We start from the raw sequence: 18,027 nt of genomic DNA on the forward strand, positions 1-18,027 counted from the left end.
GGCGGGGCGGGCGCTAGGACCGCGTGAAATCGATGGCGCCGCCCGGCAGCAGGTACAGCACCAGCGCGCGGCCGCCGCTCACGGTTGGGCTGTGCGCGCTGCCGGGGCCGTAGACCAGCCAGCCGGCGCCGTGGCCGTCGAAGCTGGCGCCTTCGGTCAGCGGCATGATCATGTCGATCTCGCCATTGGGGTGCGCGTGGTGCGGACCGGCAAGATCGTTCATGTCCACCACGTCCACCGAGCAGTCCGCCAGGTCGGGCGCCGGCTTGATGACGCGGCCGTAGCGGATGCCGCCGGCTTCCCGGCTGCACATCCAGCCCTCGGCCACGCCCTGCCTGCAGGTGGCGTATATCTCCTGGAACAGGGCGCTTTGCGGACCGGCCTCGCGGTTCAGGCTTTCCTGCAGCGCCGCGTCCAGCGGCTGGCCTTGCGTCAGGCGCGTGACCTCGCGCATCAGGGCATGGAATTGATCAGGCGTACTCACCGGGCTCCTCCTTTACACTGTCGGCGCTTCAGAATCGACATGAAATCGACTGCTGCTTTTTTGCACATGAGGCGCTTTGGACTGATTGAATGGAAAAATAGTGCTTCCATTGATTATGGTCAAGCACTATAGTGCATAAAACGTGGTAATCAGGGTTTTTGCGGAGTCACGTAAACATGAATCAAGCGCTAGACGCGGCGCCATCCGAACCCAGGCGGGAAGCGTTCCTGGTGGCCTTGGGCGAGCGGGTGCGCCGCCTGCGGGCCATACGCGGCATGACCCGCAAAGGCCTGTCGCAGGTGACAGGCGTATCGGAACGCCACCTGGCCAATCTGGAACATGGGGTGGGCAATGCGTCCATCCTGGTGCTGCTGCAGATTGCCCGAGCCTTCAACTGCGCACTGGCCGAACTGGTGGGCGACGTCACCACCGAATCGCCCGACTGGCTGCTGATCCGCGAGCTGCTCAGCGGCCGCACGGAATCCGACCTGCAGCGCGCGCGCGAGGCCCTGACCCAGCTGTTCGGCGTAGGGGCGGGGGCGCAGCGTCCCAACCGCACGCAGCGCGTGGCGCTGATCGGCCTGCGCGGCGCGGGCAAGTCCACGCTGGGCCAGATGCTGGCCGATGACCTGGGCTACCCCTTCGTGGAGCTGAACCGCGAGATCGAGCGCGTGGCCGGGTGCAGCATCCTGGAGATCCACAATCTGTACGGCCCCAACGCCTACCGCCGCTACGAACGGCGGGCGCTGGAAGAGGCCGTGCAGATCTACCCGGAAATGGTGCTGGCCACGCCGGGCGGGCTGGTGTCCGAGCCCGCCACCCTGAACCTGTTGCTGGCGCATTGCTACACGGTATGGCTGCGCGCCACCCCCGAGGAGCACATGGGCCGGGTCATGGCGCAGGGCGATTTCCGTCCCATGTCGGGTAACAACGAGGCCATGGCCGACCTCAAGCGCATCCTGGCCGGGCGCGAAGCCTTCTACGCCAAGGCCGATCTCACGTGGGTCACCAGCAACCTGGACGTGCAGGAAAGCTTTGCCGGCCTGCGCACCCAGGTACGCAAGGCCTGCGGCCTGCCGCTATAGGCGGATTCGATGCCGGTCAGGCCGGCAATATGCATTTTTATGCATGCCCCGCTTGACGGGGCTTTTTTTGTCCTCTAATCTGCATAATAATTCATGTAGTGCAGTATTTTTCCTGTTTTGGCAGGCGTTCGAGGAGACACACTATGAGCAGCACCCTCAACCGGGTTGATTTCCGGACCGACCCCGAGCAGTACCGCCACTGGCGCCTGAGCTTCGACGGCCCGGTCGCCACGCTGGCCATGGATGTTGCCGAGGACGGCGGCCTGCGTCCGGGCTACAAGCTGAAGCTGAATTCCTACGACCTGGGCGTGGACATCGAATTGCATGACGCCTTGCAGCGTATCCGCTTCGAACACCCGGAAGTGCGCACCGTGGTCGTCACCAGCATGAAGGACCGGATCTTCTGTTCCGGCGCCAATATTTTCATGCTGGGCCTGTCCTCGCACGCCTGGAAGGTGAACTTCTGCAAGTTCACCAACGAAACCCGCAACGGCATTGAAGATTCCAGCCGCCACAGCGGCCTGAAGTTCATCGCCGCGCTCAACGGCGCCTGCGCCGGGGGCGGCTACGAGCTGGCGCTGGCCTGCGACGAGATCATGCTGATCGACGACCGCTCGTCCGCGGTGGCGCTGCCCGAGGTGCCGCTGCTGGGCGTGCTGCCCGGCACCGGCGGCCTGACCCGCGTGACCGACAAGCGCCGCGTGCGCCACGACCACGCGGACATCTTCTGCACCCTGGTCGAAGGCGTGCGCGGCCAGCGCGCCAAGGACTGGCGCCTGGTGGACGACGTGGTCAAGCCGGCCCGCTTCGAGGAGGCCGTGCGCGAACGCGCGCAGGCGCTGGCGCAGGGCAGCGACCGCCCGGCGGGCGAGCAGGGCATCGCGCTGACGCCGGTGCAGCGCACGGAAAGCGCCGACGGCCTGTCCTACCGCTATGTGGATATCCAACTGGACCGCGACAGGCGCCAGGCCACCTGGACGGTGCGCGCGCCCGAGGGCGCGGTGCAGACCGAGCTGCAGGACATAGTCGCGGCCGGCGCGGCCTGGTGGCCGCTGCAGATGGCGCGCGAACTGGACGACGCCATCCTGTCGATGCGCACCAACGAGCTGGACATCGGCACCTGGATCATCAAGACCGAAGGCGATGCCGCGCTGGTGCTGGCTGCCGATGCCGCTCTGCAGCAGCATGCTGACCACTGGTTCGTGCGCGAAACCGCCGGCATGCTGCGCCGCACGCTGGCGCGCCTGGACGTGACCTCGCGCAGCCTGTTCGCGCTGATCGAGCCGGGTTCCTGCTTTGCCGGCACCCTGCTCGAACTGGCGCTGGCCGCCGACCGCAGCTACATGCTGGACAACGAAGACGAATCCGCGCCCGCGCAGATCGTGGTGGGCGAACGCAATTTCGGCGCCTATCCGCTGGTCAACGGCCAGAGCCGCCTGCAGCGCCGCTTCTACGAAGAAGAAGCGCCCTTGGAAGCGGTGCGCGCGCGCGCCGGCCAGCCGCTGTCGGCCACCGATGCGCTGGATCTGGGCCTGATCACCTATGCGCCGGACAACATAGATTGGGACGACGAGGTGCGCATGATGCTGGAGGAGCGCCGCGCGCTGTCGCCCGACGCCCTGACCGGACTGGAAGCCAACCTGCGCTTCGGCGGACAGGAGACGATGGAGACCCGCATCTTCGGCCGCCTCACCGCCTGGCAGAACTGGATCTTCAATCGCCCCAACGCCGCCGGCGACAAGGGCGCGCTCAAGCTCTACGGCAAGGGCGAGCAAGCCGCATTCGACTGGAACCGGGTCTGACGGCCCCGCGACACCGCGCCGCGCGACCGCGGCCATCCCAAAGAACAGGAGCGAGACATGTCTGGCATCAACTACACCGATAAGATCCCCAACAACGTCAATCTGTCGGGCGACCGCACCTTGCAGCGTGCGCTGGAACATTGGCAGCCCAACTACCTGCAGTGGTGGCAGGACATGGGGCCAGACGGCTCCCATGGTTTCGACGTCTACCTGCGCACGGCGGTCAGCGTGCAGCCCGACGGCTGGGCGCACTTCGACCACGTCAAGATGCCGGACTACCGTTGGGGTATCTTCCTGGCGCCGCAGGACGGGCAGCGCAAGATCCACTTCGGCGAGAACATGGGCCGCGACGTCTGGCAGGACGTGCCCGGCGAGCATCGCGCCAACCTGCGCCGCATCATCGTCACGCAGGGCGATACCGAGCCGGCCTCGATCGAACAGCAGCGCCACCTGGGCCTGACCGCGCCCTCGCAGTACGACTTGCGCAACCTGTTCCAGATCAACGTCGAGGAAGGCCGCCACCTGTGGGCCATGGTCTACCTGCTGCATCGCTATTTCGGCCGGGATGGCCGCGAAGAGGCGGACGCGCTGTTGCAGCGCAGCTCGGGGGATTCCGACAACCCGCGCATCCTGGGCGCGTTCAACGAGAAGACGCCTGATTGGCTGGCCTTCTACATGTTTACCTACTTCACCGACCGCGACGGCAAGTTCCAGCTGTGCGCGCTGGCGGAGTCCAGCTTCGATCCGCTGGCGCGCACCACCAAGTTCATGCTGACCGAGGAGGCGCACCACATGTTCGTGGGCGAATCCGGCATTTCTCGCGTCATCCAGCGCACCTGCGAGGTCATGAACCAGTTGAAGACCGATGACCCGGCCAGCGTGCGCGCGGCTGGCGTGATCGACCTGCCCACCATCCAGCGCTACCTGAACTTCCACTACAGCGTCACCATCGACCTGTTCGGCGCGGACCAGTCGTCCAACGCCGCCATCTTCTACGGCTCGGGCCTGAAGGGCCGCTATGAAGAAGGCAAGCGCACCGACGACCATCAGCTGAAGAACGACACCTACCGCGTGCTGACCGTGGAAAACGGCAAGCTGCGCGAGATCGAGGTGCCGATGCTGAACGCCCTGAACGAAGTGCTGCGCGACGACTTCATCCGCGACTCGGTCGCTGGCATCGGTCGCTGGAACAAGGTCATCGAAAAGAGCGGCTTGCCGTTCCGCCTGCAAGTGCCGCACAAGGCCTTCAACCGCCAGATCGGCACGCTGGCCGGCATCCGCATGTCGCCCGAAGGCGAGATCCTGTCCGAATCGCAATGGCAGGCCAACAGCCACAAATGGCTGCCCACGCCCGAGGACCGCGCCTTCGTCGCGTCGTTGATGGGCCGCGTCACCGAGCCGGGCAAGTTCGCCAACTGGATCGCGCCGCCCGTCATGGGCGTCAACCGCCAGCCGGTGAATTTCGAGTACGTCCGTTTCAACTAAAGCGGGGCGGCGGCCGCATTCGCGGCCGCCTACCGGAGCATGGGGAAGACCGAGATGAACGCTCCCTTACCAGCAGAAGTCCTGAAGCAGCACCTGATCGATCCCGAGATCTGCATCCGCTGCAATACCTGCGAAGAAACCTGTCCGATCAAGGCGATCACCCACGACTCGAACAACTACGTGGTGGATCCCGAGATCTGCAACGGCTGCATGGCCTGCGTGCCGCCTTGCCCCACCGGGGCCATCGACAACTGGCGGCTGATGGTGCGCGCCGAAGCCTACGGCGTGCAGGAACAACTGGGCTGGGAAGAACTGCCGGGAGAGAAGGCATTGCCGGAAACGGCCGCCGCAGCGCCCGCCGGCGGCGAGCCTGATGCGCAGCAGCCTGTCGCGCCCGCGCCGTCAACTGCGCCCGGTGCGACGGTCCCGCCGTGGTCCGCCGCCCATCCCTACGTCAACCTGTACACGCACAAGACGCCCATGACTGCCACCGTGGTCGGCAACTACCGCGTGACCGGCGCCGACACGGAAAGCGATATCCACCATATCGTGCTCGACTTCGGCGACCTGCCGTTTCCCGTGCTGGAAGGGCAGTCCATCGGCATCCTGCCGCCGGGCGTGGATGCGCAGGGCCGGGCGCATCACGCGCGCCAGTATTCTTTGGCCAGTCCGCGCGACGGCGAACGGGCCGGCTATAACAATCTCTCGCTGACGGTGAAACGCGTCACGGAGGATCATGCGGGCGCCGCCGCGCACGGCGTATGTTCGAATTACCTGTGCGACCTGGCCAAGAACGACAAGGTGCAGGTGATCGGACCGTTCGGCCATACTTTCCTGATGCCCAACCACCCCCGTGCCAATCTCATCATGATTTGCACCGGCACGGGTTCGGCGCCCATGCGCGCCATGACGGAACGCTACCGCCGCCGCATCGAGACCGGCGAGAACGGCAGGCTGCTGCTGTTCTTCGGCGCGCGCACCGAGCGCGAGCTGCCGTATTTCGGGCCGTTGATGAAGCTGCCGCGCGATTTCATCGACATCAATCTGGCGCTGTCGCGCGAAACCGGGCAACCCAAGCGTTACGTGCAGGACCTGATCCGCGACCGCGCGGGCGTGGTGCGCGAACTGCTGGCGGACCGCAATACCTGCATCTACGTGTGCGGCTTGAAGGGCATGGAAGTGGGCGTGCTGGACGCCCTGCGCGACGTGACGATGCAGGCGGGCCAGGATTGGTCTATCCTGCATGATGCATTGCGCCGCGAAGGGCGCCTGCATTTCGAAACGTACTGAATCCACAAACATGCGTGGCAATCGGCGCGCGCTGGCGCGCCGATTGCATTTGCGGGGGGAATCCACAAAATGAAGTTCGCCGAGTTCAAGGACGGCATGGTCATCAAGGGCGGTCCGGTCACCCTGACGGAAGCCGAAATCCTGGAGTTCGCACGCAAGTACGATCCCCAGTGGTTCCACACGGATCCCAAGCGCGCCTCCGAAGGCCGTTGGGGCGGGCTGATCGCCAGCGGCTGGCATACCTGCGCGCTGGCCATGCGCATGGCCGTGGACGCGGCGCTGCACGATTCCGAATCCTTTGGTTCGCCCGGCCTGGGCGAGGTGCGCTGGCGCACGCCGGTGCGTCCGGGCGACACCCTGCGCCTGGAAGCGCGCGTGCAGGGCGTGCGCACCTCGTCGTCGCGTCCGGACCTGGGCATCATCACCTGGGCCTGGACGGTCCTGAACCAGCACGACGAAGGCGTGCTGGAACTGGACGCGACCAGCCTGTTCGATCTGTCCGGCGAAAACTGAGGCTGGCCGTCTAGCGCTTGCCTGTCTGCTTCAGGATGGCGGCGGCTTCAGGACCGGCCGCTGCCTTCCAGTTCTTGACCGAGTCCGCCGCTGCATCCTTCAGCGCGCGCTGCACGGGCAGGGGCACCGACGTATTGATTGCCACGCCGTTCTTGCGCATGTTGGCGTAGTTCTGCTGCAGGCGGCCGTCGATGCGCTTCCATTGTTCGGTTTCGGTCTGCGCCGCGGCCTGGTCGATGGCGCGGCGCGTGCGCGCATCCAGCGCCTGGTAAGCCTGCAGGTTCATCGTCGCCACCGAGATCGGCATGGCGTAGTTGATCTCCGCGAAGTTGGGCAGGTGCTCCCAGAGCTTGCGGCCCGCGCCGCCGTCGCCTGAGGACAGCACCGCGTTGACCTCGCCCGAGGCGATCAGCGGCATCGCGTCCGCGAAGGAGATGTTCTGCGCGCGGGCGCCGGCCTTCTGCATGACGTCCTGCGACGTGGCGTCGTAGGTGCGGATGCTCAGCTTCTTCAAGGCCGCGACGCTGTCCAGTTTCTGCTTGGACCAGATGCCGGACGCGGGCCACGGCGTGGTGTAGAGCAGCTTCTGCCCATGCGCCGCCAACAGCTTCTCGTAGGCGGGGCGGGCGGCCTTGTTCAGGTTGCGGGCCTTGGACAGCGAGTCCGCCAGAAAGGGCAGGGACGACACGCCGAACAAGGGATACTTGGCCGCCAGCGCGCCGGCGAAGGCGTCGCCCGCATCCACCTTGCGCGCTTGCACCGCATCGATCATGTCGGCCGACTTGATCCCCTTGGACGCGTCGTAGCTGGCGTCGATGACGACATTGCCCGCCGTCTTGGCGCGGACCAGCTCGGCAAAGGTGGATACGCCTTGTCCGGGCATGGAGGTGGCCGGGTACTCGGTGGTCATCGTGAGGGTGGTGACGGCGTAGGCGCCATGCGTCATGAACGCCATGGCGATGCCCGTCATCAGGCGGAGGGTGGGACAGCTTTGCATGCGCGGCTCCTGGTTGGTGGGAAACCTGGTCTGGACACGAGAGGCGGCGCCGGGAGCGCTCGGCTCTGTGCCTGGCTGATGCCGCAAAGCGTACGGCGAGTGCAAGGGCTCGCCTATACGGGCTTTCGGCAATGCGCGGGCTGTTGCGGAGCAGCGGCGATTACTCGAGGGGCAGGCCATGCATCTTCAAGAAGGACAGCTTGTCCCAGTAGCCCCGTTGGAACACGATCCTGCCGTCGCGCACGGTGAAGAAGCCGCAGCCGCGCAGGCCCAGAGGATCACGCCACTCCAGGGCCGCGACCTCTCCGGCCTCATGGATCGTCTCCACGATGCAGGTCATGTCGGCCTGGGCGAACTCCCGTTCAAACATCGCGCGTATGGCCTCGCGTCCGACGATGGGCTCCTGGGTGACCTGGTGGTTCACAGCCTTTTCATCGTAAAGCTCGGCCAGGCCGGCGGCATCGGCGGCATTGAACCGTGCGACCCATTCTTCGACCAGTCGTCGCGGAGTCATGTGTGGTTCCTTTTTTGAGAGGGACTTACGTTGTAAGCGAAATTCGGGCAGCGCGGCTAGTGCCGTTTCGACATAGCAAAAACTGCGCATTAATGCGTGGATATTGCAATGTAATATGCTGTAATTACTAGAAGAATTGCCAGTTATAAAGTACAGTGACCTAGTGGAATTCAGTGCTCTATCGGAGGTAAAGTATGAAGCTGGAAGATCGCATGAGTCGCTCGATCAAGCAGCGCGCAGGGGTTGTCGTCTTGCGCTCGGACTTTGCCGATATGGCGAGCGACTCACAGATCGGGCGAGTCTTGGCCCGCTTCGTCGATGACGGAATGCTTGTACGCGTCAGCAAAGGGGCTTTTGCCAAGACCCGCATCAACAAGTTCACGGGCAAACCGACCCCCGCAGGAACGCTGGAAATGATTACTGCGGAGCTTTTTCGCAAGCTCAAGATCTCTGTGAAACCGAGCGCGCTCGCAGCCGAGTACAGCAGCGGCAAATCGACCCAGATTCCCATGGGGGCGACTGTCAGTACGGGGCGCCGGCGCATCACTCGAAAAGTGACTGTAGGGAGCAGTACGCTGACGTATGAAAAGGATCTCAGACGAACAGAAGTCTGATATTGAAGACGCCGCCACGGCCGGCCTGCTGGGAACTTTGCCGCCTGCCGTCGCTGAGAAGGACTTGCACATCACTGATGCGCTGCGCGTTCTGGCTGAAATCAGGAGCACGCATATCGCGCATCGGAAAGACCGCAAGAAGGGGGATCCCAGGCCGGCGTCCGTCACCGTGGCTACGCGCCAGGTCTTCGCCGGCGGGACCTGCCTTTCGAAAGCGCATGGTCTGGTTGAGCGGATGTCCGAGGACATCGACATCAAGGTTGCGCTGGACGATGTACCGAAAGGTTATGTGCTGCAAGACGGGCACACATACCGGGCTCGGCTAGGCAATTTGCATCGGCAGGTGGAGCGGCGTCTCACGGATATCGGCTTCCAACTTGTGACGCGGGACGATGAGGAGAACCCCGTTGCGCGGGACAGCCGTCGTTACTACTGCCTGTCGCTTTCGTATGCGGCGCATTTTCAGGACGTATCCGGTGCGCTGCGTCCCGAACTCAAGCTTGAGCTGATACATCGTCCTCCCGTGTTGCCGGCTGAAATACGCGAAATGGGCTACATGCTCGACGGCTTTGTTCCGCGCGTAGCGCCCCTGCGCTTTTCGATGGCGTGCATCACGGTCGCGGAGACGCTCGCGGAGAAGGTGTTGTCACTGCTGCGGCGCTGCGCTTGGAGTTGGGATGGGCATCAGCGCGGCGAGTACGACGCCGCCTTGGTGCGACATATCTATGACGTCTGGCGTATTGCTGGAACCCGGCCCGATGCCTTTGCGGCAGCCCGTCAGATCTTTGCGAAGCTGGTCCGAAAGGATGTAGAGGAATTCCGCGGCCAGCATCCTGGGTTTGATCAAGACGCATACTCGGTGCTGAGGCGGACGCTGGCTGCTGCTGCCGTCCATGAAGGGTTGAAGACCAACTTCGAGCAGCGTCTGAAGCCACTGCTCTATGCTGCGCAGAAGCCGGATTTCGAAACCTGCTATGCGGTCTTTGCGCGTGCTGCAGAAGAGTTGCTGGATCACCGCGTTTGACTTGCGACCTTCCAGCAGCACCGATATCCGGGAAGCGGGCGCGGCGCTCGCTGTCCAAGGACAGCAGGCGCTGCCGTTGAGTCGTGGCAAAAAAAACCGCCCCGTAGGGCGGTTTCGTCGGAACCGATCAAGCGATCAATAGAACGCCTGGATGCCGGTCTGCGCGCGGCCCAGGATCAGGGCGTGCACGTCGTGGGTGCCTTCGTAGGTGTTGACCACTTCCAGGTTCACCAGGTGGCGGGCCACGCCGAATTCGTCGGAGATGCCGTTGCCGCCGAGCATGTCGCGCGCCAGGCGGGCGATGTCCAGCGCCTTGCCGCAGGAATTGCGCTTCATGATGGAGGTGATTTCGACGGCGGCGGTGCCTTCGTCCTTCATGCGGCCCAGGCGCAGGCAGCCTTGCAGGGCCAGCGTGATTTCGGTCTGCATGTCGGCCAGCTTCTTCTGGATCAGCTGGTTGGCGGCCAGGGGGCGGCCGAACTGCTTGCGGTCCAGCGTGTACTGGCGGGCGGTGTGCCAGCAAGCTTCGGCGGCGCCCACGGCGCCCCAGGCGATGCCGTAGCGGGCCGAGTTCAGGCAGGTGAACGGACCCTTCAGGCCGGACACGCCGGGCATCATCTGGTCGGCGGACACTTCCACTTCGTCCATGACGATTTCACCGGTGATCGAGGCGCGCAGACCGACCTTGCCGTGGATGGCGGGGGCCGACAGGCCCTTCATGCCCTTTTCCAGGATGAAGCCGCGGATCTTGCCGTCGAAGTCGCCGCCGACGCACTTGGCCCACACCACGAAGACGTCGGCGATGGGAGAGTTGGTGATCCACATCTTGTTGCCGGAAATCTTGTAGCCGTCGGACGTCTTGACGGCGCGGGTTTCCATGCCGCCGGGGTCGGAGCCGTGGTTGGGTTCGGTCAGGCCGAAGCAGCCGATCCATTCGCCGCGGGCCAGCTTGGGCAGGTATTTCTGCTTCTGCGCTTCGCTGCCGAATTCGTTGATCGGCACCATCACCAGGGACGACTGCACGCTCATCATGGAGCGGTAGCCGGAGTCGATGCGTTCGACTTCGCGGGCGATCAGGCCGTAGCTGACGTAGTTCAGGCCGGCGCCGCCGTATTCGACGGGGATGGTGGCGCCCAGCAGGCCCAGTTCGCCCATTTCGGAGAAGATGGCCGGGTCGGTCTGTTCGTTGCGGAACGCGTTCAGCACGCGCGGGGCGAGCTTGTCCTGCGCATAGGCGTAGGCTGCGTCACGCACCATGCGTTCTTCTTCGGTCAGTTGCTGGTCCAGCAACAGGGGGTCTTGCCAGTGAAAGGAAGGATTCGAGGACATGCTGGGTCTCCGCTATGGATTTCGGAATGCTAGAAAGTTTAAACCTAAAATAATTCGGGCGGCAAGCGGCGAATGGAACGGCCGGCGCGCGGCGCCGCCGTTCCGTCCCGCCTTCAGTGCTGCGCCTTGAGCGCTGCGTCGCGGATCTTTTCCAGGGTCGTGCCCGGGGTGATGGTTTCCGGATCGATGAAGCAGTGCAGGATGGCCGGCTTGCCGCTGGCCAGGGCGCGTTCGAAGGCCGGGCCGAACTGCTCGGTGGTCTCGACGCGTTCGCCGTGGCCGCCAAAGGCGCGCGCATAGTCGGCGAAATCCGGATTCTTCAGATCGGTCGCGGAAATGCGGCCGGGGTAGTGCTTTTCCTGGTGCATGCGGATCGTGCCGTACATGCCGTTGTCCACCAGCACCACGACGATGGGCAGGTCGTATTGCACCGCGGTCGCGAATTCCTGGCCGTGCATCAGGAAGCAGCCGTCGCCAGCGAAGCAGACCACGGTCTTGTCGGGCGACACGCGCTTGGCGCCCACGGCGGCGGGCAGGCCGTAGCCCATGGAGCCCGACGTCGGCGCCAGCTGCGTGCCGTAGCGCGTAAAGCGGTGGAAGCGGTGCAGCCAGGTGGCGTAGTTGCCGGCGCCGTTGGTCATGATGGCATCGGCCGGCAGCGTCTTTTCCAGGTAGGCCATGACCTGGCCCATTTGCAGCGCGCCCGGCGTCGTGATGGCGCTGGGATCGCTCCATTTCAGATACGACTCGCGCATGGCCTGCGTGCCGGCGGCCCAGGCGGGCTGGGCCGGCGCCTTCAGGCCGCCCAGCGCCTGCGCAAAGGCGGCGGGCGAAGTATTGATGGCCAGGGTGGGGCGGTAGACGCGGCCCAGCTCGGCGGTGTCGGGGTGCACGTGCACCAGTTTCTGCTTGGGTACCGGGATGTCCAGCAGGGTGTACGCCTGGCTGGGGTTTTCCGACATGCGGCCGCCGACCAGCAGGATCAGGTCCGCATCGGCGACGCGCTTGAGCAGCGCGGGGTTGATGCCCAGACCCACGTCGCCGATGAAGCAGGGGTGGTCGGCCGGGAACAGCATCTGGCGGCGGAAGGACACGGCCGTGGGCAGCGCGTGGCGCTGCGCAAAATCGGCGAACTGCTGCACCGCGCGGGCGTCCCAGCGAGTGCCGCCCAGGATGGCGACCGGATTTTTGGCCTCGGCCAGCAGCTTTTCCAGGTCGGCCAGCTGGCCGGCGGTGGGGGCGGAATCGATGACTTCGTAGCGTGGCGCGTCGGCGACCTTGGCGGCTTCGACCAGCATGTCTTCGGGCAGCGCGATCACGACCGGGCCGGGACGGCCCGAGGTGGCGATGTGGAAGGCGCGCGAAACCAGTTCGGGGATGCGTTCGACCTGATCGATCTCGGTGACCCACTTGGCCTGCGTGCCGAACACGGCGCGGTAATCCATTTCCTGGAAGGCTTCGCGTTCGCGCATGCCGCGCTCGATCTGGCCGACGAAGAGGATCAGGGGGGTGGAGTCCTGCTTGGCGATGTGCACGCCCGCCAGCGCGTTGGACGCGCCCGGGCCGCGGGTCACCATGCAGATGCCAGGTTCGCCGGTCAGCTTGCCATGGGCGTCGGCCATCATGGCCGCGCCGCCTTCCTGGCGGCACACCGTGACCTTGATGTCCGCATCGTGCAGGCCGTCCAGCACCGCCAGATAGCTTTCACCGGGAACACAGAAAACATGTTTGACGCCCTGCGCAACCAGCTGGTCGACCAGGATGTGACCGCCAAGGCGGGATTCTTGCTGGGACATGGGGGTGGTAGTCATGATGAGCCGAGGTTAGGACATCCGAGCATAATGTTCCTTGATCGCACAATGCAATTGATAAAATTGCACAATCTATTGACCCACCGGCACGACCTGCCATGCTGCGCCGCGGCAAGATCCGAGCGGCGCAGCAGCGGCGGCGCCCGCCGGCACCTGGCGGTTCCCGCGATATGAGAAACGGCATTCCCAACCTGAGCGCCCTGCAGGCGTTTGAAGCGTCGGCCCGGCTGGGCAGCTTTTCCCGCGCCGCCGAGGAATTGTCCCTGACGCATAGCGCCGTCTACCGCCAAGTGGCCAGCCTGGAGGCGCGCCTGGGCGTGCAGCTGTTCACGCGGGTGCGCCGGCGCATCGTGCTGACCGATCACGGAGCGGAGTACGCCGGCCGCATCCGCCACCATTTGGATCAGATCGAAAAAGACACTTTCGGCCTGGTCAGCCGCACCGGCATGGGCCGCAGCATCCATATCGCCGTGGTGCCCACCCTGGCGACGACCTGGTTGATCCCGCGCCTGGCGGATTTCCAGCGCGAGCACGGCGACATCACGGTCAGCCTGTCCGTGCGCACGTTGCCGTTCCAGTTCAAGGACCAGCCCTTCGACGGCGCGCTGTATCACGGGGACGGATTGTGGCCAGGCACCCAGGGCGTGCTGCTGTTCCCCGAACGCGAACTGGTGCCGGTGTGCGCGCCAGAGCTGGCGGCGCGGGCGGCGGAACCGGGGGCCAGCGCCTTGTCCGGCATGACCCATCTGCACCTGGCTTCGCGGCCGGACGCCTGGCGCCAGTGGTACGCGGCCAACAGCCATCTTTATGGTCCGCACGCCGCCGGCGGGCCGCGCTACGAGCTTTTCACCATGGTGATGGCGGCGGTGCAGGCCGGCCTGGGAGTCGGGCTGATGCCGCGTTTCCTGGCCCAGCCCGCGCTCGACCAAGGCACGCTGGCGATGCCCGTGCCGCAATCGCTGTTGGTCAGCCAGGGCTATTACTTCGGCTATCCGCAGCGCAGCGAACGGTCCGAAGCGCTCAAGCTCTTCGAGAGCTGGCTGAAGTCCGCCGCCGCAGGCGTGGGCGGACGCTGAGTCGTAGAATCCAGCCATGTCCGCAATCCGCCCCCCGCTTGAATCCCAGGCCGATATCGACGCCTTCATCGATGCCGTCTGGCTGGAAGACGGCCTGTCGGCCAACACCCTGGCGGCCTACCGGCGCGATCTGACGGGCTTTGCCCGCTGGCTGGAGGATCCCGAAGCCTACGCGCGCGAAATGGCCGACCGCCACGGCGATGCGGCGCAGGTCCACGTCCTGCCCGCCGGACCCGCCAAACCTCTGCGCGATGCCGGCAAGGCCGACATCGAAGCCTGGTTCGCCTTCCGCCACGAAGAAACCCGCGCCACCACCGCCAACCGCAGGCTGGCCGCGTTGCGCCGCTTTTACGCCTGGGCGCTGCGCGAACACCGCGCCGAGCGCGATCCCTGCCTGACGCTGATCGCCGCCAAGCAGCCGCCGCGCATGCCCAAGACCCTGTCCGAGCAGCAGGTGGACGCCTTGTTGCGCGCGCCCGACCTGGAGGAGGCCCGCGGCCTGCGCGACCGCGCCATGCTGGAAACGCTGTACGCCACGGGCTTGCGGGTATCCGAGCTGGTGGGCATGCGCACGCTGGACGTGAGCCTGAACGAAGGCGTGGTGCGGGTGGTGTTGGGCAAGGGCGGCAAGGACCGGCTGGTGCCGCTGGGCGCCGAGGCGGCCCATTGGATCGACCGCTACCTGAAGTCCGCGCGGCCGGAGCTGGCGGCTGGACGCGTGAGCGATGCGCTCTTCATCACGGGCCGTGCCGAAGCCATGTCGCGCCAGGCGTTCTGGCAACTGGTGAAGAAATATGCCCTGCTGGCGGACGTGCGCGCGCCGCTGTCGCCGCACGTGCTGCGGCACGCCTTCGCCACGCATCTGCTGAACCACGGCGCCGACCTGCGCGTGGTGCAGATGCTGCTGGGCCACGCCGACATTTCCACCACGCAGATCTACACGCACGTCGCGCGCGAACGCCTGAAGGCGCTGCACGCGACGCACCATCCTCGCGGCTAGCGCTGCACGCGCCGCTTCGAAATTCCTCTTTCACGCATAACCATGAGCAAAGCCCGCCACGTTTCCGAGACGCCCGCCACCCAGTTCCTCAAGCAGAACAAGGTGGCGTACACGGAGCACACCTATGACTACGTCGACCATGGCGGCGCGGGCGAAGCCGCGCGCCAGTTGGGCCTGGATCCGCATGCGGTGGTCAAGACCCTGGTGATGGAGGACGAGTCCGCCAAGCCCCTGATCGTGGTCATGCATGGCGACCGCGAAGTCTCCACCAAGAACCTGGCGCGCCAAGCCGGTTTGAAGCGGGTGGAGCCCTGCAAGCCCGAGGTGGCGCAGCGCCATTCGGGCTATCAGGTGGGCGGCACCTCGCCCTTCGGCACGCGCAAGAAGATGCCGGTGTGGGTCGAGGCCGAAGTGCTGGACTACCCGGTGGTCTACATCAACGGCGGGCGGCGCGGGTATCTGATCGGCATAGATCCCAAGGTGCTGGTCACGCTGCTGGGCGCCAAGGGCGTGTCCGTCGCTCTGGAGTAAGGCGGGCTTGCGTGGGCGTGGTATTCCCATACCACCACCCTGGCCGATGGCGGCGTCACAATAGGGGCGTAGATCAAGAACCGGAACCCGGCCACGTGGCCCGAACCGGCTTTCCGCCATCCCTGGGAGACAAACATGAGCAAGCGACTGTTGATGCTGGTCGGCGACTACGCCGAAGACTACGAGACCATGGTGCCGTACCAGACCCTGCTGACGGTGGGGCACACGGTGCACGCGGTATGCCCGGACAAGAAAGCGGGCGACACCATCGCCACCGCGATCCATGATTTCGAAGGCGCACAGACCTACACCGAAAAGCGCGGCCACAATTTCGCGCTGAACTATGACTTTGACCGCGTCGAGCCGTCGTCCTACGACGGCCTGGTGATTCCGGGCGGCCGCGCGCCGGAGTATCTGCGCCTGAACGAAAAGGTGCTGGACATCGTGCGCGCCTTCGACAAGGCCGGCAAGCCCATCGCGGCGGTCTGCCACGGCGCGCAACTGCTGGCCGCGGCCGGGATCCTGAAGGGCCGCACCTGCTCCGCCTATCCGGCGTGCGCCCCGGAAGTGCGCCTGGCGGGCGGCACCTATGCCGAGATCGGCATCGACCAGGCCTACACCGACGGCAATCTGGTGACGGCGCCGGCCTGGCCCGCGCACCCGGCCTGGATGTCGCAATTCCTGGCGGTGCTGGGCACGAAGATCACGCCCTGATCTTCCAAGCCACAAAGCGCCAGGGCCGCAAGCTTGCGGCCCTGGCGCTTTTTCCTTGCGGCTTGGATATCAGGCGAAATCGAGCACGATGCGGCCTTCGATCTGGCCGCGCCGCATGCGGTCGAACACGTCGTTGATGTTCTCCAGGCTTTCGGTGGCGACGGTGGCGTGCACCTTGCCTTCTTCGGCAAACTGCAGCGATTCCTGCAGGTCCAGGCGCGAGCCCACGATGGAGCCGCGCACGGTGACGCCATTGAGCACCATGTCGAAGATCGACAGCGGGAAGTCGCCCGGCGGCAGACCGTTAAGCGCCACGGTGCCGCCGCGGCGCACCATGCCCAGCGCCTGCTCGAAGGCCTTGGGCGATACCGCCGTGATCAGCGCGCCGTGCGCGCCGCCGATCTCGCGCTTGAGGTAGGCGGCCGGGTCGGTGGTCTTGGCGTTGACGGTGACCTCGGCGCCCAAGCGGCGGGCGAAGTCCAGCTTGGCGTCGTCGATGTCCACAGCCGCGACGTTCAGGCCCATGGCCTTGGCGTACTGCACCGCCATGTGGCCCAATCCGCCGATGCCGGAAATCACCACCCAGTTGCCCGGACGGGTGTCCGTCATCTTCAGGCCCTTGTACACGGTCACGCCGGCGCACAGCACGGGCGCTACCTCGACGAAACCGACGTTCTTGGGCAGCAGGCCCACGTAGTTGGCATCAGCCAGCGCGTATTCGGCAAAGCCGCCGTTCACGGAGTAGCCGGCGTTCTTCTGCGTTTCGCACAGCGTTTCCCAGCCGCCCAGGCAATGCTCGCAATGCCCGCAGGCGGAATACAGCCAGGGAATGCCGACGCGGTCGCCTTCCTTCACATGGGTCACGCCCGCGCCCACCGCAACCACGTGGCCGACGCCTTCGTGGCCGGGAATGAAAGGCGGGTTGGGCTTGACGGGCCAGTCGCCTTCGACCGCGTGCAGGTCGGTGTGGCAGACCCCGCAGGCTTCTATCTTTACCAGCAATTCGCCCGGACCCGGGCGCGGCACCGCGACTTCTTCGATTGCCAGGGGCTTGCCGAATGCTCGTGCAACCGCTGCTTTCATGGTTTTATCCATCACTGCCTCCGAAGTCTGATCAAGATTCCTTATGCTCGAACGTGGACGCTTTCCCGACCATGAATTATATCAACCGAGGGGGCTGCCCGCCGATGCCGGAAACGTGTGGTTGCAGAAAGAGGCCGGCCTCCCGCAGCTTGCCCGGGCCGCGGCAAACGGCGTACAGTCAGCCGTAGGCATCCCGGCCCAGGCCCCAGGCCCAGTCCCGAGTTCCAGGAGCTCCCATGTGTGAAATCTTCATCCGCGCCAGCGAGCAGTCCTACGCGCCCGAAACCCGTTCGCTGCGGCTGCATGGCGTGGCTACCAGCCTGAGGCTGGAACAGCTGTTCTGGCAGGTATTGGAAGAAATCGCCGGCCGCGACGGCATGCGCGTGACGCAGCTGATCGAACGTCTGTACGACGAACTGATCGAGTATCGCGGCGAGGCCGCCAATTTCACCTCATTCCTGCGCGTGTGCTGCCTGCGCTACCAACTGCTGCAGGCAGAGGGCCGAATCCCCTTGGACGCGGCCGTGCCGATCCGTTCGCTCAACCCGCAGGCCGTGCTGGAAGGCCTGCCGCCCACGCTGTACGACGCCCAGCCCCTGCGCCCCAAACGCAAGGCCGCGTAGGCCGCCAACACTGACGCCGCCGCGGCGCCAAAAAACAAAGGGCCCGAATTTT

The 18,027-nt window shown here is 65.3% G+C and carries 18 protein-coding genes; 12 read left to right on the forward strand and 6 right to left on the reverse strand.

Annotated elements, in window-relative coordinates:
• Nucleotides 1–13 precede the first annotated feature (13 nt).
• Complete coding sequence (locus tag IAG39_RS07175) at nucleotides 14–484, reverse strand: DUF4863 family protein (RefSeq protein WP_118932772.1); 471 nt, start codon at nucleotides 482–484, stop codon at nucleotides 14–16.
• A gap of 176 nt (nucleotides 485–660) precedes the next feature.
• On the opposite strand from IAG39_RS07175, the gene IAG39_RS07180 reads away from it, so the two are divergent.
• The 5 genes from IAG39_RS07180 to IAG39_RS07200 all read left to right on the forward strand — a co-directional run bounded on the left by IAG39_RS07180 (nucleotide 661) and on the right by IAG39_RS07200 (nucleotide 6,659).
• Entirely contained in the window at nucleotides 661–1,569 is a 909-nt protein-coding gene (locus tag IAG39_RS07180; protein WP_059380188.1) for a helix-turn-helix transcriptional regulator, read from the forward strand.
• Between the two features lie 143 nt (nucleotides 1,570–1,712).
• Nucleotides 1,713–3,371 carry a 2,3-epoxybenzoyl-CoA dihydrolase gene (boxC, locus tag IAG39_RS07185; protein ID WP_059380187.1) on the forward strand — a complete coding sequence of 553 codons (1,659 nt, stop codon included), beginning with the start codon at nucleotides 1,713–1,715 and terminating at the stop codon, nucleotides 3,369–3,371.
• 57 nt (nucleotides 3,372–3,428) lie between these two features.
• A complete protein-coding gene (boxB, locus tag IAG39_RS07190) occupies nucleotides 3,429–4,856 on the forward strand; it encodes a benzoyl-CoA 2,3-epoxidase subunit BoxB (RefSeq protein ID WP_059380186.1) in 1,428 nt (475 codons plus the stop codon).
• Nucleotides 4,857–4,910: 54 nt separating this feature from the next.
• Nucleotides 4,911–6,146 (forward strand): benzoyl-CoA 2,3-epoxidase subunit BoxA, encoded by a 1,236-nt coding sequence (boxA, locus tag IAG39_RS07195; RefSeq protein ID WP_059380212.1) that lies wholly within the window; start codon nucleotides 4,911–4,913, stop codon nucleotides 6,144–6,146.
• 69 nt (nucleotides 6,147–6,215) lie between these two features.
• Entirely contained in the window at nucleotides 6,216–6,659 is a 444-nt protein-coding gene (locus tag IAG39_RS07200; RefSeq protein WP_059380185.1) for a MaoC family dehydratase, read from the forward strand.
• A gap of 10 nt (nucleotides 6,660–6,669) precedes the next feature.
• On the opposite strand, the gene IAG39_RS07205 is transcribed toward IAG39_RS07200, so the two are convergent.
• Complete coding sequence (locus tag IAG39_RS07205) at nucleotides 6,670–7,656, reverse strand: TRAP transporter substrate-binding protein (protein WP_118932771.1); 987 nt, start codon at nucleotides 7,654–7,656, stop codon at nucleotides 6,670–6,672.
• A 160-nt stretch (nucleotides 7,657–7,816) separates the two neighbouring features.
• Nucleotides 7,817–8,170, reverse strand: a complete 354-nt coding sequence (locus IAG39_RS07210; protein ID WP_118932770.1) for a nuclear transport factor 2 family protein — start codon at nucleotides 8,168–8,170, stop codon at nucleotides 7,817–7,819.
• Nucleotides 8,171–8,364: 194 nt separating this feature from the next.
• Between IAG39_RS07210 and IAG39_RS07215 the strand changes: the two genes are divergently transcribed.
• Both IAG39_RS07215 and IAG39_RS07220 read left to right on the forward strand, forming a co-directional pair.
• Complete coding sequence (locus IAG39_RS07215) at nucleotides 8,365–8,784, forward strand: DUF6088 family protein (RefSeq protein WP_118932769.1); 420 nt, start codon at nucleotides 8,365–8,367, stop codon at nucleotides 8,782–8,784.
• Nucleotides 8,753–9,808 (forward strand): nucleotidyl transferase AbiEii/AbiGii toxin family protein, encoded by a 1,056-nt coding sequence (locus tag IAG39_RS07220; protein ID WP_118932768.1) that lies wholly within the window; start codon nucleotides 8,753–8,755, stop codon nucleotides 9,806–9,808. The genes IAG39_RS07215 and IAG39_RS07220 overlap by 32 nt, the downstream gene beginning before the upstream one ends.
• Nucleotides 9,809–9,943: 135 nt before the next feature.
• On the opposite strand, the gene IAG39_RS07225 is transcribed toward IAG39_RS07220, so the two are convergent.
• Together IAG39_RS07225 and IAG39_RS07230 are read right to left on the reverse strand one after the other, a co-directional pair.
• Nucleotides 9,944–11,137, reverse strand: a complete 1,194-nt coding sequence (locus tag IAG39_RS07225) for an acyl-CoA dehydrogenase (protein WP_054451413.1) — start codon at nucleotides 11,135–11,137, stop codon at nucleotides 9,944–9,946.
• A gap of 113 nt (nucleotides 11,138–11,250) precedes the next feature.
• On the reverse strand, nucleotides 11,251–12,933 hold the full coding sequence (locus tag IAG39_RS07230; RefSeq protein ID WP_118932806.1) for a thiamine pyrophosphate-binding protein: 1,683 nt from the start codon (nucleotides 12,931–12,933) through the stop codon (nucleotides 11,251–11,253).
• A gap of 185 nt (nucleotides 12,934–13,118) precedes the next feature.
• Here IAG39_RS07230 and IAG39_RS07235 point away from each other — a divergent pair, with 185 nt between their 5' ends.
• The 4 genes from IAG39_RS07235 (at nucleotide 13,119) to IAG39_RS07250 (ending at nucleotide 16,269) form a co-directional block, all read left to right on the forward strand.
• Nucleotides 13,119–14,024 carry a LysR substrate-binding domain-containing protein gene (locus IAG39_RS07235; RefSeq protein ID WP_059380210.1) on the forward strand — a complete coding sequence of 302 codons (906 nt, stop codon included), beginning with the start codon at nucleotides 13,119–13,121 and terminating at the stop codon, nucleotides 14,022–14,024.
• 16 nt (nucleotides 14,025–14,040) lie between these two features.
• Nucleotides 14,041–15,024, forward strand: coding sequence for a site-specific tyrosine recombinase XerD (gene xerD / locus IAG39_RS07240; protein WP_118932767.1), 984 nt, complete (start codon nucleotides 14,041–14,043; stop codon nucleotides 15,022–15,024).
• A 42-nt stretch (nucleotides 15,025–15,066) separates the two neighbouring features.
• Nucleotides 15,067–15,555, forward strand: coding sequence for a Cys-tRNA(Pro) deacylase (gene ybaK, locus IAG39_RS07245; protein WP_118932766.1), 489 nt, complete (start codon nucleotides 15,067–15,069; stop codon nucleotides 15,553–15,555).
• Nucleotides 15,556–15,690: 135 nt separating this feature from the next.
• On the forward strand, nucleotides 15,691–16,269 hold the full coding sequence (locus tag IAG39_RS07250; RefSeq protein WP_054451405.1) for a DJ-1/PfpI family protein: 579 nt from the start codon (nucleotides 15,691–15,693) through the stop codon (nucleotides 16,267–16,269).
• 69 nt (nucleotides 16,270–16,338) lie between these two features.
• On the opposite strand, the gene adhP is transcribed toward IAG39_RS07250, so the two are convergent.
• On the reverse strand, nucleotides 16,339–17,364 hold the full coding sequence (gene adhP / locus IAG39_RS07255) for an alcohol dehydrogenase AdhP (RefSeq protein ID WP_054451403.1): 1,026 nt from the start codon (nucleotides 17,362–17,364) through the stop codon (nucleotides 16,339–16,341).
• Nucleotides 17,365–17,588: 224 nt separating this feature from the next.
• Here adhP and IAG39_RS07260 point away from each other — a divergent pair, with 224 nt between their 5' ends.
• The gene (locus tag IAG39_RS07260; protein WP_054451398.1) at nucleotides 17,589–17,975 is read left to right on the forward strand and encodes a ribbon-helix-helix domain-containing protein; all 387 of its coding nucleotides are present in this window, start codon (nucleotides 17,589–17,591) and stop codon (nucleotides 17,973–17,975) included.
• Nucleotides 17,976–18,027 lie beyond the last annotated feature (52 nt).

It is taken from the genome of Achromobacter xylosoxidans (genome assembly GCF_014490035.1).
GTDB classification, from domain to species: Bacteria; Pseudomonadota; Gammaproteobacteria; order Burkholderiales; family Burkholderiaceae_B; genus Achromobacter; species Achromobacter bronchisepticus_A.

Bases quoted from the DNA above. Each gene is read 5' to 3' on its own strand.
- IAG39_RS07180 (WP_059380188.1), top strand. From the start codon at position 661: ATGAATCAAGCGCTAGACGCGGCGCCATCCGAACCCAGGCGGGAAGCG.
- boxC (WP_059380187.1), top strand. From the start codon at position 1,713: ATGAGCAGCACCCTCAACCGGGTTGATTTCCGGACCGACCCCGAGCAG.
- boxB (WP_059380186.1), top strand. From the start codon at position 3,429: ATGTCTGGCATCAACTACACCGATAAGATCCCCAACAACGTCAATCTG.
- boxA (WP_059380212.1), top strand. From the start codon at position 4,911: ATGAACGCTCCCTTACCAGCAGAAGTCCTGAAGCAGCACCTGATCGAT.
- IAG39_RS07200 (WP_059380185.1), top strand. From the start codon at position 6,216: ATGAAGTTCGCCGAGTTCAAGGACGGCATGGTCATCAAGGGCGGTCCG.
- IAG39_RS07205 (WP_118932771.1), bottom strand. From the start codon at position 7,656: ATGCAAAGCTGTCCCACCCTCCGCCTGATGACGGGCATCGCCATGGCG.
- IAG39_RS07210 (WP_118932770.1), bottom strand. From the start codon at position 8,170: ATGACTCCGCGACGACTGGTCGAAGAATGGGTCGCACGGTTCAATGCC.
- IAG39_RS07215 (WP_118932769.1), top strand. From the start codon at position 8,365: ATGAAGCTGGAAGATCGCATGAGTCGCTCGATCAAGCAGCGCGCAGGG.
- IAG39_RS07220 (WP_118932768.1), top strand. From the start codon at position 8,753: ATGAAAAGGATCTCAGACGAACAGAAGTCTGATATTGAAGACGCCGCC.
- IAG39_RS07225 (WP_054451413.1), bottom strand. From the start codon at position 11,137: ATGTCCTCGAATCCTTCCTTTCACTGGCAAGACCCCCTGTTGCTGGAC.
- IAG39_RS07230 (WP_118932806.1), bottom strand. From the start codon at position 12,933: ATGTCCCAGCAAGAATCCCGCCTTGGCGGTCACATCCTGGTCGACCAG.
- IAG39_RS07235 (WP_059380210.1), top strand. From the start codon at position 13,119: ATGAGAAACGGCATTCCCAACCTGAGCGCCCTGCAGGCGTTTGAAGCG.
- xerD (WP_118932767.1), top strand. From the start codon at position 14,041: ATGTCCGCAATCCGCCCCCCGCTTGAATCCCAGGCCGATATCGACGCC.
- ybaK (WP_118932766.1), top strand. From the start codon at position 15,067: ATGAGCAAAGCCCGCCACGTTTCCGAGACGCCCGCCACCCAGTTCCTC.
- IAG39_RS07250 (WP_054451405.1), top strand. From the start codon at position 15,691: ATGAGCAAGCGACTGTTGATGCTGGTCGGCGACTACGCCGAAGACTAC.
- adhP (WP_054451403.1), bottom strand. From the start codon at position 17,364: ATGGATAAAACCATGAAAGCAGCGGTTGCACGAGCATTCGGCAAGCCC.
- IAG39_RS07260 (WP_054451398.1), top strand. From the start codon at position 17,589: ATGTGTGAAATCTTCATCCGCGCCAGCGAGCAGTCCTACGCGCCCGAA.